The sequence below is a fragment of the Thermomonas brevis genome (assembly GCF_014395425.1).
In the GTDB taxonomy this organism is placed as follows: domain Bacteria; phylum Pseudomonadota; class Gammaproteobacteria; order Xanthomonadales; family Xanthomonadaceae; genus Thermomonas; species Thermomonas brevis.
Genome location: NZ_CP060711.1, coordinates 2,732,454 through 2,757,059, shown reverse-complemented (window position 1 = coordinate 2,757,059; position 24,606 = coordinate 2,732,454). Strand labels below are relative to the sequence as shown.

Here is a 24,606-nt window from a genome sequence, read left to right as displayed (position 1 = left end):
CGCGGCGTATCGGATCAAGCTCGGAGCATGGGACTCAGGTCCGCCCGTACACGTCCTCGTAGCGGACGATGTCGTCCTCGCCCAGGTAGTCGCCGGACTGCACCTCGATCAGTTCCAGCATCTGCGCGCCGGGGTTCTCCAGTCGGTGCTTCGCGCCGATGGGGATGTAGGCGCTCTGGTTGGCGAACAGCTCGAACACGTCGTTGTCGCGGGTCACGCGGGCGACGCCGCTGACCACGATCCAGTGTTCGGCGCGGCGCGCGTGCGATTGCAGCGACAGCCGCGCGCCGGGCTTCACCTTGATCCGCTTGACCTGAAAGCGCTCGCCCATGTCCACCGAGTCGTAGCTGCCCCATGGGCGGTGCACTTCCCGGTGCAGCACGGCCTGCGAACGCTGCCCGGCCTTGAGTCGCGCCACCACGTCCTTGACCTGCTGCACGCGATCCTTGCGCGCCACCAGCACGGCGTCGTCGGTTTCCACCACCACCAGATCGTCCACGCCGACCAGCGCCACCAGCCGCCGCGCATAGGCATAGCTGTTGCGGCTGTCGATGGCGATCACGTCGCCGTGGTGCGCGTTGCCGTCGGCGTCCTGCTCGCTCACCTCCCACAGCGCCGACCACGAACCGACGTCGTTCCAGCCGATTGACACCGGCAGCACGCCGGCCGCGCCGGTCTTTTCCATCACCGCGTAGTCGATGGAATCGGACGGGCAGGCGGCGAACGCGGCCTTGTCGAGGCGGATGAAATCGCCGTCGCGCGCCGCCGCGTCGAAGGCGGTGCGCACCGCCGCCACGATGTCCGGGCGGAAGCGTTGCAGTTCTTCGAGGTAGCGTGAGGCGCGCAGCAGGAACATACCGCTGTTCCAGTAGTGGCCGCCGGCGTCGAGATACGCCTGCGCGGTGACAGCGTCGGGCTTCTCGACGAAGCGCAGCACGCCGCGCACGCCTTCGCCCGCTTCCGCTTGGCCCGCTTCCGCCTGGATATAGCCGAAGCCGGTTTCCGGCGCGTCCGGCACGATCCCGAAGGTCACCAGCGTGCCCGCTTCCGCCGCCGGCATGGCCGCGCGCACGGCGGCGCGGAACGCTTCTCCATCGCGCACGACGTGGTCGGAAGGCAGCACCAGCAGCAGCGGATCGTCGCCGTCGGCCATCGCCTGCATCGCCGCGGCGGCGATGGCGGGCGCGGTGTTGCGGCCGACGGGTTCGAGCACGATGGCCGGTGTCGGCGCACCGATCTGGCGTAGCTGTTCGGCGACCAGGAAACGGTGGTCTTCGCCCGCCACCACGATCGGCGCGGCGTCGGCTAGGTCGGCCACGCGCCGCCAGGTCGCCTGCAACATCGTGTCCTCGCCGGCCAGCGGCAGGAACTGCTTGGGATAGGCCTCGCGCGACAGCGGCCACAGGCGCGTGCCGGAACCGCCGGACAACAGGACAGGCTGCAATTTCGCCACGGAGGCCTCGCCACGACTCGCTGAAAGCAAGGCCGCAGTTTACCCTTTGCGCATGAGCGAACCCGCACTCCACGACCCGCGCGCCGCGCAACGCTTGGCTTGGGCGCGCGACGCGCTGGGCGACAGCGGCGCCGCGCTGGAACGCGCCTCCACCGACGCCGGCTTCCGCAGCTACTGGCGCAGCGTCGGCGCGGGGCCTTCGCGGATCGTGATGGATTCGCCGCCGGACAAGGAGGACGTGCGGCCGTGGCTGCGCGTGCGCGACCTGCTCGACGCCGGCGGCGTGCGCGTGCCGCGGGTGCTGGCGCGCGACGTCGACGCCGGTTTCCTGCTGCTGGAAGACTTCGGCGGCCCGACCGTGGCGCAGGTGATCGACGACGCGAATGCCGATGCGCATATGGACGCCGCCATCGCGCAGCTGGTGCGGCTGCAATCGCTGGCGCTGCCGGCGGACTTCCCCGCGTTCGGCGAAGCGCTGCTGCAGCGCGACGCCGGGCTGTTCGAGGAATGGTTCCTGCGCCGCCATCTCGGTCTCGAACTGGACTGCGGCGACGTCGAGCGCCTGCAACTCGCGCAGCGCCGGCTGATGGACACCATGCTGGCGCAGCCGCGCGTGCCGACGCACCGCGACTACATGCCGCGCAACCTGATGCCTGTCGAAGGCGGTCCGGCGGTGCTGGACTTCCAGGACCTGGTGCTGGGCCCGATCGCCTACGATCCGGTGAGCCTGCTGCGCGACGCCTTCCTGAGCTGGCCGGAAGCGCGCGTCGATGGTTGGCTGCGCCGCTACCACGCGCGCGCCGCCGACGCGGGGCTGCCGGTTCCGGCGCTCGACCTGTTCCTGCGCGACACCGATTGGTGCGGCGTGCAGCGGCACCTGAAGATCCTCGGCATCTTCGCCCGCCTGCACCATCGCGATGGCAAGCCGCGCTACCTCACCGACGCGCCGCGCTTTCTCGCCTACCTCGACGCGGTGGTGCCGAAGTACCGCGAGCTCGATCCGTTGCGCGAGCTGCTGGAACGCACGGTCAAGCCCGCGTTCGCGCGGGTGGCCGCATGAAGGCCCTCATCTTCGCCGCCGGCCTCGGCGAGCGCATGCGTCCGTTGACCGATGCCACGCCCAAACCGCTGCTGCACGTCGGCGGCAAGCCGCTGATCGAGTGGCATCTGGAGAAGCTGGCCGCGCTCGACATCCGCGAGGTCGTCGTCAACACCTCGTGGCTGGCGCAGCAGTTCCCGGCGGCATTGGGCGACGGTTCGCGCTGGAACCTGCGCATCGCCTACGCATACGAGGGCGACACGCCGCTGGAAACCGGCGGCGGCATGCTCGCCGCGCTGCCGCTGCTGGGCAATGCTCCCTTCCTGCTGGTCAATGGCGACGTGTGGACGGACTACGACTTCGCCCGCCTGCCGCGCGAGCCGCGCGGGCTGGCGCACCTGGTCATGGTGGATCGGCCGCCGCAGGCGACGCACGGGGATTTCGCACTGGATGCGGACGGCTGCGTGCGCGCCGACGGCGAGCACAAGCTCACCTACGCCGGCATCGGCGTGTACCGCCCGCAGTTGCTGGACGGCTGGCGCGACGTGATTCCCGAACCGGCCATCGCCAACGGCAAGCCGAAGTTCCCGCTCGCCCCGATCCTGCGCGCGCACATGGCCGAAGGCGGCATCGGCGGCGAACACCATCGCAGCCGGTGGACGGACGTGGGCACGCCGGAGCGGCTGGCGCGGCTCGACGCCGAACTGCGGCCGAATTCCAGCTCGCCGTAGTCGCGCCGTACCGGGCGGAGCGCGCCTAAGCCTGATCGGCTTCCAGCACCTGCCGCAAAAACGGCACGGTCAAGCGCCGCTGCGCCGCCAGCGAGGCACGGTCCAGCCGCTCGAAGATGGCGGTCAGGCTGCCGAGGTCGCGGCTGGCGCGGCGCAGCAGCCACTCCAGCGCGGCATCGTCGAAGTCCAGCCCGCGTGCGGCGGCGCGCTGGCGCAGCAGCTCCGCGCGACCGGCATCGCCCAGCACCGGCAGCGCCCAGCGCGCGCATTGCGCCAGCCGCGAGCGCAGGTCCGGCAGGACCAGCCCCAGCGCGTCCGGCGCGTCGGCCGCCGCGTACAGCAGGCCGCGGCCGGCGTCGCGCAGGCGGTTGTGCAGATCGAACAGCGCGATTTCGTCCTCGCGGCTGCCGGCGATCGCGTCCACGTCGTCGAGCGCCAGCAGGTCGGCGGCGTCCAGCCCGTCCGCCGCGTCGCGCACGCGCCCGCGCAGGCCGCGCAGCGCCAGGTAGGCCGCGCGCAGGCCGGCGTCTTCCGCTTCCGCGCAGGTCGCCAGCAGCAGATGGGTCTTGCCGGTGGCGTGCGCGCCGTGCAGGTAGACGCCTCCGGTCGAGGCGCCGGCGGCCAGCGCGCGCAGCGCGTCCGGCAGGCCCGCGGGCGCATCGACGTAGCGCGACAGGCGCTGGTCCGGCGGCGCGCGCAGCGCCAGCGGAAGCTGCGGAACCAGATCGCTCATGGCCTCAGTCCGGCGTGCCGTCTTCGTCCGCCGCCGGGAGCTGCGCGTCCAGCAGGATGCCGGGGGTGTCGCCCGCGTACAGGCGGCTGTGCCGGTAGCGCTCCTGCGCGTAGCGCAGCAGCACGTTGACCACCGCCGCCACCGGCAGCGCCAGCAGCATGCCGAGGAAGCCGAACAGCGTGCCGCCGGCCATCACCGCGAAGATCACCGCCATCGGATGCAGGCCGATCTTGTCGCCGACCAGCTTCGGCGTCAGCCAGTAGCTCTCGATGATCTGGCCGACCGTGAACACCACCGCCACGCCGGCCAGGTGCTGCCAGTCGCCGAACTGCACCAGCGCGGCGATGCCGCCGAAGATCACGATCGACGCCGGCCCCAGGTAGGGCACGAAGGTCAGCAGGCCGGCGACCAGCCCGATCAGGATGCCGAGGTTCAGGCCAACCGCCCACAGGCCGATGGCGTACAGCACGCCGAGGATCAGCATCACCGTGAGCTGGCCGCGCAGGAAGCCGCCCAGCACCTCGTTGGATTCCAGCGCCAGCCGGCGCACGGTGTCGAAGTGGTCGCGCGGCACCAGCGCGCCGACCCGCTCGACGATTAGGTCCCAGTCGCGCAGGAAGAAGAAGGTCAGCACCGGCAGCAGCACGATGTTGGCCAGCCAGCCCATCAGCGCGAAGCCGGAGCGCGAGACGTAGCCCAGCACCGCGGCGGCGACCCCGCCGGCGCTCTGCCAGTGCTCGCGGATCAGCTGGAACAGGCGCTCGGGATCGAGCCACGACAGGATCTGCAGGCCGGTGCGGTGTTCGACCCACGGCAATGCGGTCTGCACCAGCCAGTCGCGGTAGCGCGGCAGCGATTCGACCAGGGTGACGATCTGCTGCTCCAGCAGCGGCACCAGCAGCACGGCGATGATCGCCAGCAGCAGCGTCATCACGCTGAACACCAGGATCACCGCGGTGTTGCGGCTGAACCGGCGCGCCTCCAGCCGGTCCACCATCGGGTCGCCCAGCCAGCCCAGCAGCGCGGCGAACACGAACGGGCTGAGGATCGGCGCCAGCAGCCAGACCACCCACAGCACGCCCAGGCCCAGCGCGGTCCACTGCACGCGCCGATAGAACGTGGCGATGGTGGCGAGGTCCTCGTCGCGATGCATGCTCAGGCTCCGCCCAAACGGAACGTGGCCGGCGCGCCGCCCGTCTCGCCGTCCGTGCCGGCCACCGGCGACAGCACGCCGCCGCGGCCCACGTAGCGGGCGAAATTGGCGATGCCGGAGGCCAGCTCCAGGTCCAGCTCCAGCGCGTCCGGCGTGGCGCTGGCGGGCGCGACGCGGCGGACGATGGAGATGCCGTCCAGGTAGCCGGCCAGACGCAGGTAGTCGTCGGCGCCGTGGATGCCGAGGATGCGCACTCGGTACAGCCCGGGCGGGCCGGCGTCGCCGGTCCTGGCGTAGCGCTTGAACAGCGCGTCGGCCGCGCCTTCCGCGCCGCCGGCCATCGCCCGGCGCGCGTCGGCGCTGCTGTTCTGCCAGTTCGCCAGCACCTTGCCGTTGTCCACGAAGGTCCAGTCCGCGCGCCAGCCGCCGGCGCTGCGCTGCAATTTGCCGATCAGCTGCATCGGCGGGCTGTAGCGCTTCGACAGCGAGGCGATGGCGGCGGTGTCGCCGCGCCAGATCGCGCCCACCGCCGCCTGCTCGGCCGCGCTGCCCGCCGGCAGCCCCAGCGCGTAGCCGCGCGACTTGGCCGCGTCCAGCACCGAGCGCGCCGCGTTCACCTGCCCCAGCCCGACCAGGCGCGGCCCGCTGCCATCGTCGATGGCGAGCCACAGCACCGGCTTCGGGCGCGGCTGCGGCCAGCTCGGCAGGCCGAACATCGACACCAGGTCGTCCACGTCGTCCTGCTTGAAGCGCACCACCAGCATGGTCTGGAAGCTGGGCGCACCGGTGGCCGAGACGCCCTCGTCCTGCCGGTAGTCGTAGCCGTCCACGTATTCGTCGGCGCGGGCCAGCTCCTCGCGCATGCCGTCGCGCTGGGCCGCCGTGCGGTCGCCGGTGACGTTGCCCAGTACCTGCGCCAGCGCCCGCGCGAACGCCTTGTCGCGCTCGCCGTCGGTCTGGTTGCGCACCGTCACCTCGGCTTCGTAGGCGCCGCGCGCGGCGGCGCGGTCGCCCTCGGTGCGCTGCGCCAGCGCCGTGGCCACGGGCAGCAGGCACAGCGCCGCCCACAGCAGGCCCATCCACCAGCACGTCGTCCGTTGCGGCCTTGCTTGCATCGCGATTCCTCGCCGGACAACCCGGCCTTGCCCCGAAATGGTGCCGCAGGCGGGCGGGCGCGTCCATGTCCGGGGCGCGCGGCTGTTAAAATTGCGCTTCACACGCCCGCACGAGTCCGCCGTGACGCCATCCTCGCCTTCCTCCCCCGGCCTGACCTACCGAGACGCGGGCGTCGACATCGACGCCGGCAACGAGGTCGTCGAACGCATCAAGCCGCTGGTCCGCCGCACGATGCGCCCCGAGGTGCTGGGCGGCGTCGGCCTGTTCGGTGGCCTGTTCGACCTCGCCGGCCGCTACAAGGAGCCGGTGCTGGTGTCCGGCACCGACGGCGTGGGCACGAAGCTCATCCTCGCCAAGCAGCTGAACCGCCACGACACCATCGGCCAGGACCTGGTGGCGATGTGCGTGAACGACGTGCTGGTGCAGGGCGCCGAGCCGCTGTTCTTCCTCGACTATTTCGCTACCGGCAAGCTCGACGTCGAAACCACTGTGCAGGTCGTCGCCGGCATCGCGAAAGGCTGCGAAATCGCCGGCTGCGCGCTGATCGGCGGCGAAACCGCCGAGATGCCGGACATGTACCCGCCGGGCGAATACGACCTGGCCGGCTTCACCGTCGGCGCGGTGGAGAAGTCGAAGCTGGTCGACTCCAGCAAGGTGCGCGCGGGCGACGTGCTGATCGGCATCGCCTCCAGCGGCCCGCATTCCAACGGCTATTCGCTGGTCCGCAGGATCCTCGAACGCGCCGGCAACCCACTCGACCTCGACCTCGGTGGCGTGAAGCTGGCCAACGCGCTGATGGAGCCGACCCGCATCTACGTCAAGCCGGTGCTGGAGCTGCTGGCAAAGCACGACATCCACGCGATGGCCCACGTCACCGGCGGCGCGCTGGTGGAGAAGATCATCCGCGTGGTGCCCAACGGCTATGGACTGGAGATCGACACCTCGTCCTGGCCGCTGCCGGCGGTGTTCGACTGGCTGCGGCGCGAGGGCAACGTGGCCCGCGAGGAAATGTGGCGCACCTTCAACTGCGGCGTCGGCTTCGTGCTGATGGTGTCGCCCGGCGATGCCTCCGCCGCCGAGGCCGACCTCGACCGCCTCGGCCTCGCCCACTGGCAGATCGGCCAGGTCGTGGCCCACGCGGGCGACGGCGAACGCCTGCGCATTTCCTGACCGCCCGCATGACCGCCCGCCTCGCCATCCTCGCCTCCGGGCGCGGCAGCAACCTGCAGGCCATCCTCGACGCCATCGCCGCCGGCGCGCTGGATGCACGGGTGGTCGGCGTGTTCTCCGACAGGCCCGACGCGCAGGCGTTGCAGCGCGTGCCGGAAGCGCTGCGCTGGTCGCGCACGCCGAAATCCTGCGGCGGCCGCGCCGCTTTCGACGCGACGCTGGCGGACGCGGTGGACGCGGTGGAACCGGACTGGGTGGTCTGCGTGGGCTACATGCGCATCCTCGGCGAAGACTTCGTGCGGCGCTTCCACGGCCGCCTGCTCAACATCCATCCCTCGCTGCTGCCGTTGTACAAGGGCCTGCACACCCACCAGCGCGCGCTCGAGGCCGGCGACGCCGAGCACGGCGCCAGCGTGCATTTCGTGACCGCGGAGCTGGACGCCGGCGCGGTGATCGCCCAGGCGCGCGTGCCGGTGCGGGCGGGCGACGACGCCGACGCGCTGGCCGCGCGCGTGCTGTCGGTCGAGCACCCGCTGCTGCTGCAGGTGCTGCGGCTGGCCGCGGCCGGCCGGCTTGCTGAACGGAACGGCCAGGCGACCCTGGATGGTCATCCCTTGTTTACGCCGCTCCCGCTAGAGTCGGCCCCAACCTGACCGTGCGCTTGCGCCGGCGATACAGACAGACGGTTGCCCCATGAACACGCTTCTTCGCCCCGCCCTCCTCCTCCCGCTGCTGCTGGCCGCCGCTCCGTCGTGGGCGGCGGTGAAGCCGTTCGTGGCCGATTACACGGCCAGCTGGAAAAGCGTGCAGGCCAACGCGCAGATCAGCCTGAGCCAAGCCGGCGGCAACCGCTGGAACTACGCGCTGACCGTCGAGAATCCGCTGGGCAGCACGCGCCAGAGCACCGTGTTCGAAGAGCGCGGCGGCACCTTCCGCCCGCTGTCCGGCAGCGACGTCACCCAGATCGTGTTCAAGAAGGGCTCGCAGAAGAATGCCGTCTACGACTGGGCGCAGCGCGAGGCGCGCTGGAGCGGCGACGTGAAGCCCGACCGCGCCGGCCCGGTCAAGCTGCAGGACGGCGACCTCGACGGCATGCTGCTCAATCTCGCCTTGGTCCGCGACGTGGCCGCCGGCAAGCCGCTGAACTACCGGCTGGTGGACAACGGCACCGCACGCGCGCAGAGCTACCAGAACCTCGGCAAGGAAACCATCACCGTGCAGGGGCAGTCGCGCACCGCCACCAAGGTGGCGCGCAACACCGACGACAAGCAGGTGATCGTGTGGATCGTCGAGGGCCTGCCCACGCCGGCGCGCATCCTGCAGCGCAAGAACGGCAGCGACGAGCTGGATCTGACGCTGAAGTCGCTGCGCTGAGGGCGCTGCGCTCCGAGCTGCAAACGCCGACCGGCAGCGGCACATCGCTGCCGCAGCCGCTTGATTGAACGCCGCGCCTATCCAGCGGTCTGCCGCCAGCCTTCCAGGAATCCCTCCACCATGCCGCCGAGCGCACCGGCGAGCAGGAGCAGGATCGCTGCGGCAAGCAACAGGTTGCGGTCGTTCCTGCGGTAGCCGATGACGAGCACCGCAACGCCGGCTACGAGCAGCGCGAGTTCAACGAAGTCCCCAAGCGACCCGGCCAGTGCAGCGCCCCGGTCGCGATCATTTCTTCGGCAGGTACGCCGTCGGATCGACCGGCTTGCCGTTGTAGCGGATCTCGAAGTGCAGCATGTCGCGCGATGCGCCGCTGCGGCCCATTTCCGCGATCTGCTGCCCGGCCTTGACCAGCGCGCCCTCGTTCACCAGCCGCGCGCGGTTGTGGCCATAGGCCGACAGCCACTGCTCGTTGTGCTTGACGATGACGAGCTCGCCGTAGCCGACCAGCCCGGAACCGGAATACACCACCACGCCGTCGGCGGCCGCGCGCACCGGCTGGCCGGACTTGCCGGCGATGTCGATGCCCTGCCGGGTCGGATCGCCGGACGCGAACGTACTGGCCACGGCGCCGTCCGCGGGCCAGCGCCAGCCCAGGTTGCTGGCGGTCGCCGTCGGCGCGGAGGGCGTTGCAACCGGAGCCGATGTGGAGGGCCGCGGCGTCGATGCGGGCGGCGCCTTGGTGCCGGCGGACGACGCGACGGTCGCCTCGCGCCCGTCGCGCGGATACAGCCGCAGGCGCTGCCCCGGATGGATCGTGTACGGCGGCGGGATGTCGTTCCACAGCGCCAGATCGAGCGCGGTGATGCCGTTCTCGGTGGCGATGCGGTAGACCGTCTGGCCCTTCTGCACCACCGCGGTGGCGCCGTACTTCGGCTGCGAAATGCGCACCGGCGGCAGCGCCGTGCTCGACGCATTCACGCGGCCGCCCTTGTGCGGATATTCGCGCACCACCCGGCTGCGGCCGCAGCCGGCGAGCAGCCCGATGGCGATGGCGATGACGACGACCCGGCGCATGCACATGCCGCCCATCATGCCGCATGCCCGCGCAACAGCAGCCAACCGGCCAGCGCCGCCACCAGCAGCATCGCCGCCCAGCCCAGGTGTTCGATCCAGCGGTGCAGCGCGCGTTCGGCGCGCTCGCCGCCCAGCCGGATCACCAGCGCCAGCAGGTAGACGCGCTTGCCGCGTCCGACCAGCATCGCCGCCAGGAACGGCAGCATCGGCACGCCGACCACGCCGCTGGCCCAGGTGAAGATCTTCAGCGGGATCGGCGTGAACCCGGCCAGCACCAGCAGCCAGAACGCCTTCCACGGCGAATGCGCGACGATCTCGCGCAGCTGCGCCACCTCGGCGTCGATCCGGCCCAGCCAGCCCAGCGCGGCCAGCATCGGCTTGACCGCCTCGTAGGCGTAATGGCCCAGCAGGTAGCCGACCACCGCGCCCAGCAGCGAGAACAGCAAGCTGATGCTGGCGAAGCGGAACGCGCGCTTCGGCTGCGCCAGGCACATCGGCGCCAGCATCACTTCCGGCATCACCGGGAACACGATGGCCTCGGCGAAGCTCAGGCCGCCCAGCAGCGCCGGCGCCTTCGGATGCCGCGACCACGCCAGCGCGCGCTGGTAGAGCGGGCCGAACAGTTTCATCGGTCGGTCAACCCCGACAGCAGCGGCACGAACACCACCGCGCCCAGGTCTTCCTGCGCGACGCCGCCGTCGGCGTCCTTGCGCAGGCACAGCAGCGACTGCCCGCCGGCCGCGCCCACCGGCGCCACCAGCACGCCGCCGGGCGCGAGTTGGGCGACCAGCGCGTCCACCAGCGCGGAGCCGGCGGCGGTGACGATGATCGCGTCGAACGGCGCTTCCTCCGGCCAGCCGATACGGCCGTCGTCGTGCTTGCTGCGCACGTGCAGGCCCAGGCTGCGGAAGCGCTTGCGCGCGGTGCGCAGCAGGTCGCCGATGCGCTCGACGGTGAACACTTCCAGCCCCAGCGCGGCCAGCACCGCCGCCTGGTAGCCGGAACCAGTGCCGACTTCCAGCACCTTCTTCGGCGACGCGGCGAGCAGGGCCTCGGTCATCTTCGCCACCACGTACGGCTGCGAGATGGTCTGGCCGTGGCCGATCGGCAGCGCGTTGTTCTCGTAGGCGCGCGAGGCCAGCGCCTCGTCGACGAACTGGTGGCGCGGCACGGTGCGGATCGCGTTGAGCACGCGCTCGTCGGTGATCCCGCCCTTGCGCAGGTCGTCGATCAGCCGGTCGCGCACGCGCTGCCCGGTCAGTCCCATGCCCACGTCGGCCGGTTGCAGGCGCAGGCGCGCGATCACGGCTGCGCCTCCAGCGACGCGGCCAGCCCGCCGACCCAGCCGGCCACCTGCTCCAGCGCCTGGTAGCGGGTGAGGTCGACGTGGATCGGGGTGATCGCGATGTTGCTGCTGCGCACCGCGTGGAAATCGGTGCCGGGGCCGGCGTCCTGCTCGTCGCCGGCAGCGCCGATCCACCACCACTGCCGGCCGCGCGGATCTTCCTGCGGCATGCACGGCTCGGCGCGATGGCGATGGCCCAGGCGGCTGGTCTCGAAGCCGCGGATCTCGTCCCACGGCAGGTCCGGCACGTTGACGTTGAGGATGGTGGACGCCGGCAGCGGATCGCGGCGCAAGCGCTCGACGATCTCCACCGCCGCGCGCGCGGCGCTCTCGTAGTGGCGGCCCTTGTGGCCTTCCGTCACCAGCGACATCGCCACCGCCGGCAGGCCCAGGAAGCGGCCTTCCATCGCCGCCGCCACGGTGCCGGAATAGATCACGTCGTCGCCGAGGTTGGCGGTGTTGTTGATGCCGGAGACCACGATGTCCGGTTCCAGCCCCAGCGCCTCCAGCATGCCGGTGACCGCCACGTGCACGCAGTCGGTGGGCGTGCCGTAGACCTTCCAGGTGCGCTCGTCGAGCTGCACCACCCGGATCGGCGCGTCCAGCGTCAGCGAATTGCTGGCGCCGCTGCGGTCGCGGTCGGGCGCCACCATCACCACTTCGTGGCCGGCCTCGCGCAGCCCCTGGGCCAGCGCGTGGATGCCGGGGGCGTCGACGCCGTCGTCGTTGCTGACCAGGACCCGCATCACGGCATCGGAACATTCTGCATGCAGCCATGATACCGGATGCCGCCGGCGCTTCGCGGTAACCTGCGCCAATGCGCAAGGCTCCGCCCGACATTCCACCCGAGCAGGACAACCGCGACGACGCCACCCTGTTCCGCGCCGCCATTGGCGCCGACGCCGGCAAGGTGCGCGCGCTGCCGCAGGCCCCGCCGCCGCCCGCAGCGCCCAAGCCGAAACCGTCCGCGAAGATGGCCCGCCGCGACGAGGACGCCGCGCGCGAGGAATTCCGCCACATGCTGGTGTCCGCGCTGGAAGCGGGCGACGCATTGAGCTACCGACGCGACGAAATCACCCCTTGCGTGCTGAAGAAACTCGCGCGCGGCGAATACGCGGCGCAGGAGGAACTCGACCTGCACGGCCTGCCCGCGCAGGCCGCCGAGGCGCTGCTGCGCGAGTTCCTGCGCGACTGCCGCCAGCATGGGCTGGGCTGCGTGCGGATCGTGCACGGCAAGGGCCGCAATTCCGAGGAGCGGCTGCCGGTGCTGAAGAACCTGGTGGATCGACTGCTGCGCCAGCGTGCGGACGTGCTGGCGTTCCATTCGCCCCCCGCCTCGCAGGGCGGCACCGGGGCGGTGCTGGTGCTGCTCAAGCGCGAATGAATCAGGATGGCATCCGCCACCAAGTGTGGTAGCCGCGGTTACGCAACCGCGCGCCGGGCGGAGAGCCGCGCAGGATCAACCATGCGCCAAGCAGGTCGCCGCAAGCGAACAGGGTGTTCCATAGCGAGGTCAGCGCAGGCAGCGGATGGAACTTCCCGGCGATCGCGCATATCCCCAACGGCAGGATGCTGAGCACGACAAACGGCCCCAGCAGCATCACCAGATACCGGGCGCGGCTCATTTCGCCGAAATACAACGCATAGAGAATGGCGTGCTTGCTGCTGCCGCCAAGCACACTCTGCGACGAACGCCCCTGACCGGGATGGAGCAACAAGTGGATGCCCTCGTGCACCACCACTAACGGCAGCACCACCAGCAGGCCCGTCAATGCACCAATCGCGCCGAAATCTCTGGCAGAGGCGTGCAGCAGCCACAGCCATGCAAGCGCGAACAACGGCAGGGTCAATGCCATCGGCACCAATGCATAAAGCTGCAGCTTCTCGGGCGCCGGCTCCTGCAAAGCTGTCCATCCGCCCTCGAGGGCCGGTTCGAAATCGGGGTTATCGGGTATGCCGTTCTCCCGATGCCACCTCATTGCATGTCCACGATGTCGCCCAGCTCGCGCAGCACCGTCGTCGCATAGCACCCCGGCGGCAGCGCGAAGCGCAGCTCCAGCGCGCCGTCCTCGCGCCACGTCCAAGCCAGCTCCGCCGGCCGCAGGCGCAGCGCGCGGCGTTCCTGCTTCAGGCCCGCGCGCTCCAGCCCGACACGCAAGCGGCCGGCGGTATCGCCCTGCATGGCCGCAAGTTCGACTTCGCGCGCCGCACCGGCGCTGCGCAATTCGCCCTCGCCCCACAGCGAGCCGGTGGGATGGATGTCGAACGCTTCCAGCCGCGCCTGCAATTCCGGCGTCATCGCTTCGGGCCCGAACACGCTGCGGCTGCCATCCAGCATCCACACCTCGCCGTCGAGCGCGGCGTCCCAGCTGCCGGCCTCGACGCGCGCGGCCAGCACCCGGTTGAACAACTCCGAGCGCGCGGCGGACAGCAGCATCGTGCGTTCCTCGCGCTTCACCCGGCGGCCGGCGAACATCGCCACCGCCTGCTGCACGTTGTTGCCGCCGCGGCCGAAGCGCTGCTCGCCGAAATAGTTGGGAACGCCGCGCCACGCGATTGCGGACAGCCGCGCCTCGACAGCCTCGCGCTCGCCCGATACTTCGCGCAGCGCCAGCACGAAGCGGTTGCCGGCCAGCGCACCGCGCGGCAGCTTGCGGGAATGCCAGGCATGCGCCAGCACGCGCAGCTCGTCCGACTGCAAGGCGTCGATATCGGGCGCGATCTTCTTCGGCAACCAGACGCTGAAACGCTGGCGGGTGACGGCGTGACGATCCTTCAAGCCGGCATAGCCGATCGCCGATTCGTCCACCCCGGCCCACTGCGCGATGGTCTTCGCGGCGAACGCGGTATTCATGCCGCGCTTCTCGACCGTCAGCAGCAGGTGTTCGCCCGCGCCACTGGGCTCGAAGCCCGGAAGTTCCTCGACGAAGAAATCTTCCGCCTGCGTGCGGATGCGCGCAGCCAGCACCGGCTCGCCGTGGGCGCGCGGCAATTCCATCACGCCCGCACCAACAGACACACGGCCTGCGCCGCAATGCCCTCGCCGCGCCCGGTGAAGCCCAGCTTCTCGCTGGTGGTCGCCTTCACGCTCACCGCATCCATGTCGATGCCGAGATCGGCTGCGATCAACTCGCGCATCGCCTGCGCGTGCGGGCCGACCTTGGGCCGCTCGCAAACCACGGTGACGTCGCAATTGCCCACCCGCCAGCCACGCTCGCGGATCAGCGCGTCGCAATGGCGCACGAAGGCGCGGCTGTCCGCCCCCTTCCAGCGCGCATCGGACGGTGGGAAATGGATGCCGATGTCCCCTAGCGTCAGCGCGCCTAGGATGGCATCGCACAGCGCGTGCAGCGCCACGTCGCCGTCGGAATGCGCCAGCACGCCGCGTTCGTGCGCAATGCGCACGCCGCCCAGCATCACGTGATCGCCGTCGCCGAAGGCATGTACGTCGAAGCCTTGGCCGATGCGGATGTTCATTTCGACTCCATTGTCGTCATTCGAACGAAGCGGAGAATCTGTTGTCGATGAAAAAGTGGTCTTTACGCTGCGCTCAGGACGACAGTCTCGATTGCAGCAGGAACTCCACCAGCGCCAGATCCGCCGGCGTGGTGACTTTCAGATTGTCCTCGCGGCCTTCGACCAGCGCGGGATGCAGGCCCAGCCGCTCGACCGCCATCGCCTCGTCGGTGACGGCGGCGCCCGTGGCCCGTGCCGCTTCCAGCGCGCGCAGCAAGAGGCCGCGGCGGAAGGCCTGCGGGGTCAGCGCGCGCCACAGGCCGCCGCGCGGTTCGGTAACGGCGATGTGCACTTCGGCATCGGCGCGCTTGAGCGTGTCGCGCACCGGCGCGGCGAGGATGGCGCCGTCTGCGCAGATCATTGCGGCGTCGATCAGCCTGTCGATGTCGTCCCCGCGCAGGTTGGGACGCGCGGCATCGTGCACCAGCAGAAGTTCGTCGTCGGCCACGCCGTCCGGCAGCGCGCGCAGCGCGGCCAGCACCGAATCGGCGCGCTCACCGCCGCCGATGCAGGCGATCACCGGCTTGCCGTGCAGCGACGTCCAGCCGGGCCAGCGCGGATCGCCTTCCGCCAGCGCGACGACCGCGCCGTCGATGCGCGGATGCGCCAGCAGCGCGTCCAGCGCGTGTTCGATCAGCGGCTTGCCGGCCGCATGCAGGTATTGCTTGGGCACCTCGCCGCCGAAGCGGCGCCCGCTGCCGGCGGCGGGCACCAGCGCCCAGCTCATGGCGTCGTGCCGTCGTCGTCCGCGGGCGACGGTGTTGGCTCAATCGGCGCAGGCGCGACGGGCGCGGCGGGCGCCTGCGCGCCGTCGATCACCCGGTAGAACGTCTCGCCCGGCTTGACCATGCCCAGCTCGCTGCGCGCGCGCTCCTCCACCGCCTCGCCGCCGGCCTTGAGATCGGCGACTTCCGCCGCCAGCGCGTCGTTGCGCGCCTGCAGCTTGCGGTTCTCGGCCTCCTGCGCGGCCACCTGCACCCGCAAGGCGTCCACTTCGCGCTGGCCGCCGTTGCCGTACCAGAGCTTGTACTGCAGCGCCGCCAGCAGCAGCGCGAGCGCCAGCAGCAGTACGCCGACGGACTTCACCCGCGTTCGCCCCGATCAGCGCTTGAGCGAGACGAAGGCGTCGCGGCCGGCGTAGCGCGCGGCACTGCCCAGCTGCTGTTCGATGCGCAGCAGTTGGTTGTACTTGGCCACGCGGTCGCTGCGGCACAGCGAACCGGTCTTGATCTGGGTCGCGGTGGTCGCCACCGCGATGTCGGCGATGGTGGTGTCCTCGGTCTCGCCGGAGCGGTGCGAGACGATCGCCGCGTACTTCGCGGCATCGGCCATCGCGATGGCTTCCAGCGTCTCGCTCAGGGTGCCGATCTGGTTGACTTTGATCAGGATGGCATTGGCGACGCCGCGGGCGATGCCGTCCTTGAAGATGCGCGGGTTGGTGACGAACAGGTCGTCGCCGACCAGCTGCACCTTCTCGCCCAGGCGGTCGGTCAGCAGCTTCCAGCCGTCCCAGTCGTCCTCGGCCATGCCGTCCTCGATGGTGATGATCGGGTACTGCGCGCTCCAGTTGGCGAGGAAGTCCACGAACTGCTCGGAGGTCAGGCGCTTGCCTTCGCCGGTGAGGTTGTACTTGCCGTTCTCGAAGAACTCGGTGGATGCGACGTCGAGGCCCAGCAGCACGTCCTCGCCGGCCTTGTAGCCGGCCTTGCCGATGGCTTCGAGGATGGTTTCCAGCGCCTCTTCATTGCTGCGCAGGTCGGGGGCGAAGCCGCCCTCGTCGCCGACGGCGGTGGACAGGCCGCGCGCCTTCAGCACCGACTTCAATGCGTGGAAGATCTCGGTGCCGCTGCGCAGCGCCTCGGAGAACGAGTCGAAGCCGACCGGCAGCACCATGAATTCCTGCAGGTCCACGTTGTTGTCGGCGTGCGCGCCGCCGTTGATGATGTTCATCATCGGCACCGGCAACGTCGGGGTCGCGCCGGTCATGCCGGCGAGGTACTGCCACAGCGCCTGCTTGCGCGATGCCGCCACCGCATGCGCGGCGGCCAGCGACACGCCCAGCAGCGCGTTCGCGCCCAGCCGGCCCTTGTTCTCGGTGCCGTCGAGGTCGATCAGGCGCTTGTCCAGGCCCGCCTGGTCGGCGGCGGCGAAGCCCTTCAGCGCATCGGCGATCACGCCGTTGACGTTGCCCACGGCCCGCGAAACGCCCTTGCCGAGATAGCGGGTCTTGTCGCCGTCGCGCAGTTCCACCGCCTCCTTGCTGCCGGTGGACGCGCCGGACGGCACGGCGGCGCGGCCGATGCTGCCGTCGGACAGGACGACGTCGGCTTCAAGCGTGGGATTGCCGCGGCTGTCGAGGATCTCGCGGGCGTGGACGGAAGTGATCGTGGTCATCGTGAGGTCGTCGTGGGAGTCGGGTCGGGGGAAATCAGACGGAGTTTTCCAGAAAACCGCCGCGCTTGGCGATGGCGTCCAGCTCCAGCATCGTGGACAGCAGCGCTTCCATCTTGCCGAGCGGCCACGCATTGGGGCCGTCGGACAGCGCCTTGCTCGGGTCGGGATGGGTTTCCATGAACACGCCGGCCACGCCGACCGCCACCGCCGCGCGCGCCAGCACCGGCACGAACTCGCGCTGGCCGCCCGAGCTGCTGCCCTGCCCGCCCGGCAATTGCACCGAGTGGGTGGCGTCGAACACAACCGGGCAGCCGGTGTCGCGCATCACCGACAGGCTGCGCATGTCGCTGACCAGGTTGTTGTAGCCGAACGAGGCGCCGCGCTCGCAGACCATGATCTGCGTATTGCCGGTGGACTTCGCCTTCTCGACCACGGGCTTCATGTCCCACGGCGACAGGAACTGGCCCTTCTTGATGTTGACCGGCTTGCCGGCCTCGCAGACCTTGCGGATGAAGTCGGTCTGGCGCACGAGGAAAGCCGGCGTCTGCAGCACGTCCACCACCGAGGCCACTTCGTCCATCGGCGTGTATTCGTGCACGTCGGTCAGCACCGGCACGCCGATCTGGCGCTTGACCTCGGCCAGCACGCGCAGGCCCTCTTCCATGCCGGGGCCGCGGAAGCTGTTGATGGACGTGCGGTTGGCCTTGTCGAAGCTGGACTTGAAGATGAAGTTGATCCCGAGCCTGCCGGTGATTTCCTTCAGCTGCCCGGCCACGTCGAGCTGCAGCTGCTCGCTTTCGACCACGCAGGGGCCGGCGATCAGGAACAGCGGTTGGTCCAGGCCGACGTCGAAGCCGCAAAGATTCATGAGTGCGCTCACTTCTGCTTGGCCGCCCGGCGGTCGCGGGCGGCGCGGATGAAGCCGACGAACAGCGGATGCCCGCTGCGCGGCGTCGAAAGGAACTCGGGGTGCGCCTGGCAGGCCAGGAACCACGGATGCGCGTCCTGCGGCAGTTCCACCATCTCCACCAGCAGGTCGTCCATCGACTTGGCGGAAATCACAAGCCCGGCGTCTTCCAGCTGGGTGCGGTAGCGGTTGTTGAACTCGTAGCGGTGGCGATGGCGCTCGCCCACCACGTCCTTGCCGTACAGCCGGTGCGCCAGCGTGCCCGGCTTGACGCGCTGCTCCTGCAGGCCGAGGCGCATGGTGCCGCCGAGGTCGGAGTCTTCGCTGCGGCGCTCGACTTCGCCGCTCTGGGTGCGCCACTCGGTGATCAGGCCGATCACCGGATGCGCGGCGTTGCGGTCGTTCTCGGTGCTGTTGGCGCCGGCCAGCCCGGCCTCGTGGCGGGCCACGTCGACCACCGCCGCCTGCATGCCGTAGCAGATCCCGAAGTACGGCAGCCCGGTGGCGCGCGCGTACTGCGAGGTCAGCACCTTGCCCTCGAAGCCGCGGTCGCCGAAGCCGCCCGGCACCAGCACGCCGTCCACGTCGGCCAGCAGCGCGGCCGCGCCCTCGGTCTCCACGTCGCCGGCTTCCAGCCACTTCAGGTTGACCCGCGTGCGCTGGCGGATGCCGCCGTGCTTGAGCGCCTCGCCCACCGACTTGTAGGCGTCCTTGTGGTCGACGTACTTGCCGACCACCGCGATCGTCACCTCGTCGTCCGGATGCTCGGCGGCGTCGACCACCGCGTCCCATTCCGACAGGTCGGCTTCATGCGCCTTGCCCTGCAGGCGCAGCTGCTCCACCACGATCTGGTCCAGCTGCTGCGCGTGCAGCCAGCGCGGGATCTTGTGGATGTTGTCCAGGTCGATGGCGGAGATCACCGCCTTCTCCGGCACGTTGGTGAACAGCGCGATCTTGCGGCGCTCGCCGTCCGGCAGCGGCTTCTCGCTGCGGCACATCAGCACGTCCGGCTGGATGCCGATGCCGCGCAGCTCCTTCACCGAGTGCTGGGTGGGCTTGGTCTTGAGCTCGCCGGCGGCGGCGATGTACGGCACCAGCGTCAGGTGCATGAACATCGCGTGGTCGGCGCCGCGCTCGATGCGCAACTGGCGGATCGCTTCGAGGAACGGCAGCGATTCGATGTCGCCGACGGTGCCGCCGATCTCCACGATGCCGACGTCGAAGCCGGCCGTGGCGGCGTCGATGCAGTGCTTGATCTGGTCGGTGACGTGCGGGATCACCTGCACGGTGCCGCCGAGGTAGTCGCCGCGGCGCTCCTTGCGGATCACCGCCTCGTAGATCTTGCCGGTGGTGATGGAGTTGCGGCCGGACAGACGGGTGTTGACGAAGCGCTCGTAGTGGCCGAGGTCGAGGTCGGTCTCGGCGCCGTCGTCGGTGACGTAGACCTCGCCGTGCTGGAACGGGCTCATCGTGCCCGGATCGACGTTGAGGTAGGGGTCCAGCTTCATCATCGTGACCTTCAGGCCACGGGCTTCGAGAATGGCCGCGAGCGACGCGGCGGCGATGCCCTTGCCAAGCGAGGACACCACGCCCCCGGTCACGAACAGAAGGGGCGTATGGGAGACGGGGGAAGTCATGTCGGCAGCGCGGCGCTGGAAACCCGCATTCTAGCGGCAAGACCCGGCTTCGTGCACGGCCGCGGCCGCGCCGCTCGCGCGGAAGCCCTTGATCCGGAAAGGAAAAGACGGTTTTTTTCAGAAACCTTCCGCGGCGCATGCATCCAGCCGATGCCGGAACTGCCGCACCAGCGCGCCGCTGCTGCGCCAGTAGGCTTTCGCCAATTCCGAGGGGCCATCGCGGCCTTCGCCCCGCATCAGCACCTTCGCCGAGGCGTGAAATTCGCGCGCGCCGGTGGCCCGCACGGCGCCGGCGATGTTGTCGACGGTGAGCCCCGCCCCCGCCATCATCGCCAGCCGGCCATCGGCGCGGGCGATGTCGGCGGCAATGGCGGATGCGCCACTCAGCGCGTCGTCCGCGCCGCCGGAGGTGAGGATGCGCTCGCAGCCCAACGCGACCACGTCCTCCAGCGCACCGACGCGGTCGGCCACGCAGTCGAAGGCGCGATGGAAGGTGATGCCCATCGTGCCAGCCGCCTCGGCCAGCACGCGGCAGCCGGCCATGTCGACGTTGCCCTCGGCGTCCAGCGCGCCGATCACCACGCCGTCGCAGCCCAGCCGCGCGCACAGTTCGACGTCGCGGCGCATGACCTCCCATTCGTCCGGCGAATACACGAAGTCGCCGCCGCGCGGACGGATCAGCACGTACAGCGGGATGCGCAGGCGTTCGCGCGCCAATGCCAGGGTGCCGAAGGACGGCGTCGCGCCGCCCTCGCCGAGGTTCTCGCACAGCTCCACCCGGTCGGCCCCGCCGGCCTGCGCGGCCAGCGCCGATTCCAGCGAGTTGGCGGCGATCTCCAGCAGCGGCCGCGGCGACGACATGCTCACGTCTGCGTGGTGGCGTAGACCGACGGCGACGCCAGCAGCGCGTCCTGTTTTTCCGCGTCGCAGACCGCATAGACGAAGCCGCGATGCAGCGCGAACGCGCCGACCTCGCCGTGCCTGTTCATCGCCAGGAAGCAGACCTGCACCTGCTTGCTGGCCTCGGGCCGCTTCTTCACCACCCGCTCGATGGCGATGCGGCAGGCATCGGCGGGCGAATGGCCCTGTCTCATCAGTTCGACGACGAGGAAGCTGGCGGCGTTGCGCAGCATTTCCTCGCCCACGCCGGAGGCGGTCGCCCCGCCCACCTCGTCATCGACGTACAGGCCGGCGCCGACGATCGGGCTGTCGCCGACCCGCCCGCGCAGCTTGAACGCCATGCCGCTGGTGGTGCAGGCGCCGGCCATGCGGCCGTCGCGACCGATGGCGAGCATGCCGATGGTGTCGTGGTTCTCGCTGTTGCCGGGCATGCGGCGGCGCTCGACGTTGATTTCCGGCTTGTACTCCGCGGTCTTCAGCCACTCGCGCCACGCCTGTTCCGCTTCCGGCGTGCGCAGGTTGCGGGGCTGGAAGCCTTCGGCGACCGCGAACTGTTTCGCGCCCTCGCCGACCAGCAGCACGTGCGGGGTCTTTTCCATCACCCGCCGCGCGACGCTGATGGGATGGTCGATGTCCTCCAGCGCCGCCACCGCGCCGCAGCCGCCATCGCCGCGCATGATGCTGGCGTCGAGCGTGACGTAGCCGTCGCGGTCCGGATAGCCGCAGCGCCCCACAGTGTGGTTGCACTGCCCGGTCTCGGCCCAGCGTGCGCCCGCCTCCACCGCGTCCAGCGCGCTACCGCCCTGGCCCAGCACCTCCCACGCGGCGCGGTTGGCCGGCACGCCGAAGTCCCAGGTCGACACGACCTTGGCCCCGGGCGATGCAGGCGCGGCGTTCGTCTTCGGCAGCGCCGCCGCACCGGCGGCGATCAATGTGGATTGCAGGAAACGGCGGCGGGACGGCATCGGAAGCTCCTTCGCGGAATTCCAGTTCGCGGGATCAGGACGCGAAACGCGCGGCATGCCAGGCGGCCGCGCCGATCAGGCCCAGTTGGCCGTGCTCGATGGTGAACACCGGCACCTCGCGCAGGGTGTCGGACAGCACGCCCTTGTCGAGGAAGCGCTGCATGAAGCCGCCCTGCCGCAGGTAGCGGTCGAGGTGCCCGGTCAGGCCGCCGGCGAGGCAGACCGAGCGCGCGCGGAACGTGATCGCGAGATCGCCGGCGAAGCTGCCCAGCCAGCGGCAGAACAGCGCGGTGCATTCGGCCGCGAGCAGGTCGCGGCCTTCGTCGGCGGCATCGACCAGATCGGCCGGCGCGTGCCAGCGCGGATTGACGCCGCGCAGTTCGCACAGCGCCTGGTACAGGTTCATCAGGCCCGGGCCGGAGAACACGCGCTCGCTGTCGACGTGACCGAAGCGCGCTTGCAGCAGCCGCACCACGTCGAGTTCCAGTGGCGTGTTGGCCGCCAGCGCCGCGTGCCCGGCCTCGCTGGGTTGCACGCCGGCGTGCCCGCCCTGGTCGATCACCAGCGCCGCGCCCAGCCCGGTGCCCGGCCCCAGCAGCAGCGCCGGCAGCGACAGGCCGCCGCCGTCGCCCGCGCCCAACACCTGCAGCTCCGCCAGCGGGATCTGCGGCAGCGCCCAGGCCAGCGCCTCGAAATCGTTGATCAGGTGCAGGTGTTCGATGCCGGCTTCGGCCCGCGTGTCCGCCAGCGACACCTTCCACGGCAGGTTGCTGTTGAGCAGGTGGTCGCCCTGCAGCACACCGGCGATCGCCACCACGCAGGTGGCGGGAAACGGCCCGGCGGCCTCGGCGTCGAGTTCCTCGCGGAAGCGGCGCAGGATCGCCGCCAGCCCCGGGAACTCCGCGCAGGCGTAGCGGCGGTGGAAGCCCACCGCGATCGCGCCGTCGCGCGTCTCCACCACGCCGAGCCTGGCGTAGGTGCCGCCGACATCGGCGGCCAGCAACCGGTTTCCAGCCGCATGCGCTTCGCCGCGGCCCACGACATCCACCACTGACACCCCCTCGAACATCCTTCCGGCGACGCCGGCGCGTCCCTGTCGCGCCATTGTACGGGCAGCGGCGACGGCGCCGCGTCGCGTGCAAAACCGCCCGCGAAGCCACACACTGGCGGCCTCATGCAGTCCCGCGAAACCCGATCGAGCGAATGAACACCCGCTACAACGCAGCCGACATCGAAGTCCTCTCCGGCCTGGACCCGGTCAAGCGCCGGCCCGGCATGTACACCGACACCGCGCGCCCCAACCACCTGGCGCAGGAAGTCATCGACAACGCGGTGGACGAGGCGCTGGCCGGCCACGCGCGCGGCATCGAGGTGACCCTGCACGCCGACGGCAGCTGCGAGGTCGCCGACGACGGCCGCGGCATGCCGGTGGACATCCATCCCGAGGAGAAGATCCCCGGCGTCGAGCTGATCCTCACCCGCCTGCACGCCGGCGGCAAGTTCAGCAACAAGAACTACACCTTCAGCGGCGGCCTGCACGGCGTGGGCGTGAGCGTGGTCAACGCGCTGTCGAAGAAGGTCGACGTGTTCATCAAGCGCGAAGGCAGCGAGTACCACATGGCCTTCGCCGACGGCGACCGCGCTTCCGCGCTGAGCGTCGTGGGCAGCGTCGGCAAGAAGAACACCGGCACCCGGTTGCGCTTCTGGCCCGATCCCAAGTATTTCGACACGCCGAAGTTCAACCTGCGCGCGCTCAAGCATCTGCTGCGCGCCAAGGCGGTGCTCTGCCCCGGCCTGACCGTCAGCCTGTACGACGAGGCCAGCGGCGAGCGCATCCAGTGGCACTACGAGGATGGCCTGCGCGACTACCTGAAGGGCGAACTGGCCGAACGCGAGCTGCTGCCGCCCGAGCTGTTCGTCGGCGCGTTGAAGAAGGACACCGAAACCGTCGACTGGGCGGTGGCCTGGGTGCCCGACGGCGAGCTGGTGCAGGAAAGCTACGTCAACCTGATTCCCACCGCCCAGCACGGCACCCACGTCAACGGCCTGCGCAGCGGCTTCACCGACGCGCTGCGCGAATTCTGCGACTTCCGCAACCTGCTGCCGCGCGGCGTCAAGCTGGCGCCAGAGGATGTATGGGACCGCGTCGCCTTCGTGCTGTCGCTGAAGATGACCGACCCGCAGTTCAGCGGCCAGACCAAGGAACGCCTGAGCTCGCGGCAGGCCGCCGGCTTCGTCGAAGGCGCCGCGCACGACGCGTTCTCGCTGTGGCTGAACGCCAACACCGAATTCGGCGAGAAGATCGCCCAGCTCGCCATCGAGCGCGCCTCGGCGCGACTCAAGACCGAGAAGCAGATCGTCCGCAAGAAGGTGACGCAGGGCCCTGCTCTGCCCGGCAAGCTGGCTGACTGCATTTCGCAGGACCTGTCGCGCACGGAGCTTTTCCTGGTCGAGGGCGACTCCGCCGGCGGCAGCGCCAAGCAGGCGCGCGACAAGGACTTCCAGGCGATCCTGCCGCTGCGCGGCAAGATCCTGAACACCTGGGAAGTCGCCTCGGGCCAGGTGCTGGCCTCGCAGGAAGTGCACGACCTGGCGGTCGCCATTGGCTGCGATCCGGGCAAGGACGAGATCGACGGCCTGCGCTACGGCAAAGTCGTCATCCTTGCCGACGCCGACTCCGACGGGCTGCACATCGCCACCCTGCTGTCCGCGCTGTTCCTGCGCCACTTTCCCGCGCTGGTGCGCGCCGGCCACGTGTTCGTGGCGATGCCGCCGCTGTTCCGCGTGGACGTGGGCAAGCAGGTGTTCTACGCGCTGGACGAGGAAGAAAAGCGCCTGCTGCTGGAAAAGATCCAGCGCGAGAAGCTCAAGGGTCAGGTCAACGTCACCCGCTTCAAGGGCCTCGGCGAAATGAACCCGCAGCAATTGCGCGAATCCACCATGCATGTGGATACCCGTCGGCTGGTGCAACTCACCGTCGACGACGACACCGCGACGCGCGCCCTGATGGACATGCTGCTGGCGAAAAAGCGCGCCGGCGACCGCAAGAGCTGGCTGGAGCAGAAGGGGGATCTGGCGACGCTGGAGGTGTGAGCGGCG

At 70.2% G+C, this 24,606-nt stretch carries 27 protein-coding genes; 7 read left to right on the top strand and 20 right to left on the bottom strand.

From position 1 onward, the window contains the following. Positions 1-34: 34 nt before the first annotated feature. A complete protein-coding gene (locus tag H9L17_RS12815; RefSeq protein ID WP_187569819.1) occupies positions 35-1,453 on the bottom strand; it encodes a mannose-1-phosphate guanylyltransferase/mannose-6-phosphate isomerase in 1,419 nt (472 codons plus the stop codon). A 52-nt stretch (positions 1,454-1,505) separates the two neighbouring features. Here H9L17_RS12815 and H9L17_RS12810 point away from each other — a divergent pair, with 52 nt between their 5' ends. Together H9L17_RS12810 and murU are read left to right on the top strand one after the other, a co-directional pair. Further along, positions 1,506-2,513: an aminoglycoside phosphotransferase family protein gene (locus H9L17_RS12810; protein ID WP_187569818.1), complete on the top strand. Its 1,008-nt coding sequence runs from the start codon at positions 1,506-1,508 to the stop codon at positions 2,511-2,513. Then, positions 2,510-3,223, top strand: coding sequence for an N-acetylmuramate alpha-1-phosphate uridylyltransferase MurU (gene murU / locus H9L17_RS12805; protein ID WP_187569817.1), 714 nt, complete (start codon positions 2,510-2,512; stop codon positions 3,221-3,223). The genes H9L17_RS12810 and murU overlap by 4 nt, the downstream gene beginning before the upstream one ends. A gap of 25 nt (positions 3,224-3,248) precedes the next feature. Here murU and hda read toward each other — a convergent pair whose 3' ends face one another. The 3 genes from hda to H9L17_RS12790 are packed head-to-tail and all read right to left on the bottom strand — an operon-like array spanning position 3,249 to position 6,224. Continuing rightward, positions 3,249-3,956: a DnaA regulatory inactivator Hda gene (hda, locus tag H9L17_RS12800; protein WP_187569816.1), complete on the bottom strand. Its 708-nt coding sequence runs from the start codon at positions 3,954-3,956 to the stop codon at positions 3,249-3,251. A gap of 4 nt (positions 3,957-3,960) precedes the next feature. Further along, a complete protein-coding gene (locus H9L17_RS12795; RefSeq protein ID WP_187569815.1) occupies positions 3,961-5,109 on the bottom strand; it encodes an AI-2E family transporter in 1,149 nt (382 codons plus the stop codon). A gap of 2 nt (positions 5,110-5,111) precedes the next feature. Beyond that, positions 5,112-6,224: a DUF2066 domain-containing protein gene (locus H9L17_RS12790; RefSeq protein WP_187569814.1), complete on the bottom strand. Its 1,113-nt coding sequence runs from the start codon at positions 6,222-6,224 to the stop codon at positions 5,112-5,114. Positions 6,225-6,261: 37 nt separating this feature from the next. Here H9L17_RS12790 and purM point away from each other — a divergent pair, with 37 nt between their 5' ends. Genes purM through H9L17_RS12775 form a run of 3 tightly spaced genes read left to right on the top strand, consistent with a single transcriptional unit; the run spans position 6,262 to position 8,769 of the window. Beyond that, positions 6,262-7,395: a phosphoribosylformylglycinamidine cyclo-ligase gene (purM, locus tag H9L17_RS12785; protein WP_187569813.1), complete on the top strand. Its 1,134-nt coding sequence runs from the start codon at positions 6,262-6,264 to the stop codon at positions 7,393-7,395. 8 nt (positions 7,396-7,403) lie between these two features. After that, complete coding sequence (purN, locus tag H9L17_RS12780; protein ID WP_187569812.1) at positions 7,404-8,048, top strand: phosphoribosylglycinamide formyltransferase; 645 nt, start codon at positions 7,404-7,406, stop codon at positions 8,046-8,048. Positions 8,049-8,088: 40 nt separating this feature from the next. Beyond that, the gene (locus tag H9L17_RS12775; RefSeq protein WP_187569811.1) at positions 8,089-8,769 is read left to right on the top strand and encodes a DUF3108 domain-containing protein; all 681 of its coding nucleotides are present in this window, start codon (positions 8,089-8,091) and stop codon (positions 8,767-8,769) included. A 77-nt stretch (positions 8,770-8,846) separates the two neighbouring features. On the opposite strand, the gene H9L17_RS16155 is transcribed toward H9L17_RS12775, so the two are convergent. The 5 genes from H9L17_RS16155 to surE form a co-directional block, all read right to left on the bottom strand. Further along, complete coding sequence (locus H9L17_RS16155; protein WP_281401890.1) at positions 8,847-8,978, bottom strand: hypothetical protein; 132 nt, start codon at positions 8,976-8,978, stop codon at positions 8,847-8,849. A 76-nt stretch (positions 8,979-9,054) separates the two neighbouring features. Further along, positions 9,055-9,849 (bottom strand): peptidoglycan DD-metalloendopeptidase family protein, encoded by a 795-nt coding sequence (locus tag H9L17_RS12765; RefSeq protein WP_425507344.1) that lies wholly within the window; start codon positions 9,847-9,849, stop codon positions 9,055-9,057. Between the two features lie 8 nt (positions 9,850-9,857). Continuing rightward, a complete protein-coding gene (locus tag H9L17_RS12760) occupies positions 9,858-10,472 on the bottom strand; it encodes a YqaA family protein (protein WP_187569809.1) in 615 nt (204 codons plus the stop codon). Then, positions 10,469-11,149: a protein-L-isoaspartate(D-aspartate) O-methyltransferase gene (locus H9L17_RS12755; protein ID WP_187569808.1), complete on the bottom strand. Its 681-nt coding sequence runs from the start codon at positions 11,147-11,149 to the stop codon at positions 10,469-10,471. The genes H9L17_RS12760 and H9L17_RS12755 overlap by 4 nt, the downstream gene beginning before the upstream one ends. Beyond that, positions 11,146-11,934, bottom strand: a complete 789-nt coding sequence (gene surE / locus H9L17_RS12750) for a 5'/3'-nucleotidase SurE (RefSeq protein WP_187569807.1) — start codon at positions 11,932-11,934, stop codon at positions 11,146-11,148. The genes H9L17_RS12755 and surE overlap by 4 nt, the downstream gene beginning before the upstream one ends. A gap of 71 nt (positions 11,935-12,005) precedes the next feature. On the opposite strand from surE, the gene H9L17_RS12745 reads away from it, so the two are divergent. Next, on the top strand, positions 12,006-12,572 hold the full coding sequence (locus H9L17_RS12745; RefSeq protein WP_187569806.1) for a Smr/MutS family protein: 567 nt from the start codon (positions 12,006-12,008) through the stop codon (positions 12,570-12,572). A gap of 1 nt (position 12,573) precedes the next feature. On the opposite strand, the gene H9L17_RS12740 is transcribed toward H9L17_RS12745, so the two are convergent. The 11 genes from H9L17_RS12740 to H9L17_RS12690 form a co-directional block, all read right to left on the bottom strand. Then, positions 12,574-13,167: a DUF3267 domain-containing protein gene (locus H9L17_RS12740; RefSeq protein ID WP_187569805.1), complete on the bottom strand. Its 594-nt coding sequence runs from the start codon at positions 13,165-13,167 to the stop codon at positions 12,574-12,576. Continuing rightward, positions 13,164-14,189, bottom strand: coding sequence for a tRNA pseudouridine(13) synthase TruD (gene truD / locus H9L17_RS12735; protein ID WP_187569804.1), 1,026 nt, complete (start codon positions 14,187-14,189; stop codon positions 13,164-13,166). Before truD ends, H9L17_RS12740 begins: the two co-directional genes overlap by 4 nt. Continuing rightward, positions 14,186-14,665: a 2-C-methyl-D-erythritol 2,4-cyclodiphosphate synthase gene (ispF, locus tag H9L17_RS12730; protein ID WP_187569803.1), complete on the bottom strand. Its 480-nt coding sequence runs from the start codon at positions 14,663-14,665 to the stop codon at positions 14,186-14,188. Before ispF ends, truD begins: the two co-directional genes overlap by 4 nt. Positions 14,666-14,738: 73 nt before the next feature. Then, entirely contained in the window at positions 14,739-15,431 is a 693-nt protein-coding gene (ispD, locus tag H9L17_RS12725) for a 2-C-methyl-D-erythritol 4-phosphate cytidylyltransferase (RefSeq protein WP_187569802.1), read from the bottom strand. Further along, positions 15,428-15,790 carry a cell division protein FtsB gene (ftsB, locus tag H9L17_RS12720; RefSeq protein ID WP_187569801.1) on the bottom strand — a complete coding sequence of 121 codons (363 nt, stop codon included), beginning with the start codon at positions 15,788-15,790 and terminating at the stop codon, positions 15,428-15,430. Before ftsB ends, ispD begins: the two co-directional genes overlap by 4 nt. A 15-nt stretch (positions 15,791-15,805) precedes the next feature. Then, entirely contained in the window at positions 15,806-17,098 is a 1,293-nt protein-coding gene (gene eno, locus H9L17_RS12715; protein WP_187569800.1) for a phosphopyruvate hydratase, read from the bottom strand. Positions 17,099-17,132: 34 nt separating this feature from the next. Then, positions 17,133-17,966 carry a 3-deoxy-8-phosphooctulonate synthase gene (kdsA, locus tag H9L17_RS12710; protein ID WP_187571962.1) on the bottom strand — a complete coding sequence of 278 codons (834 nt, stop codon included), beginning with the start codon at positions 17,964-17,966 and terminating at the stop codon, positions 17,133-17,135. A gap of 8 nt (positions 17,967-17,974) precedes the next feature. Beyond that, entirely contained in the window at positions 17,975-19,642 is a 1,668-nt protein-coding gene (gene pyrG, locus H9L17_RS12705) for a CTP synthase (RefSeq protein WP_187569799.1), read from the bottom strand. 117 nt (positions 19,643-19,759) lie between these two features. Further along, on the bottom strand, positions 19,760-20,503 hold the full coding sequence (locus H9L17_RS12700) for a copper homeostasis protein CutC (protein WP_187569798.1): 744 nt from the start codon (positions 20,501-20,503) through the stop codon (positions 19,760-19,762). A gap of 2 nt (positions 20,504-20,505) precedes the next feature. Further along, positions 20,506-21,507: a glycosylasparaginase gene (locus H9L17_RS12695; RefSeq protein ID WP_187569797.1), complete on the bottom strand. Its 1,002-nt coding sequence runs from the start codon at positions 21,505-21,507 to the stop codon at positions 20,506-20,508. A 34-nt stretch (positions 21,508-21,541) separates the two neighbouring features. Continuing rightward, positions 21,542-22,555 carry a glucokinase gene (locus H9L17_RS12690; RefSeq protein ID WP_246455092.1) on the bottom strand — a complete coding sequence of 338 codons (1,014 nt, stop codon included), beginning with the start codon at positions 22,553-22,555 and terminating at the stop codon, positions 21,542-21,544. Between the two features lie 155 nt (positions 22,556-22,710). On the opposite strand from H9L17_RS12690, the gene parE reads away from it, so the two are divergent. Continuing rightward, positions 22,711-24,600 (top strand): DNA topoisomerase IV subunit B, encoded by a 1,890-nt coding sequence (gene parE, locus H9L17_RS12685; protein WP_187569795.1) that lies wholly within the window; start codon positions 22,711-22,713, stop codon positions 24,598-24,600. The last annotated feature ends 6 nt before the right edge of the window (positions 24,601-24,606 follow it).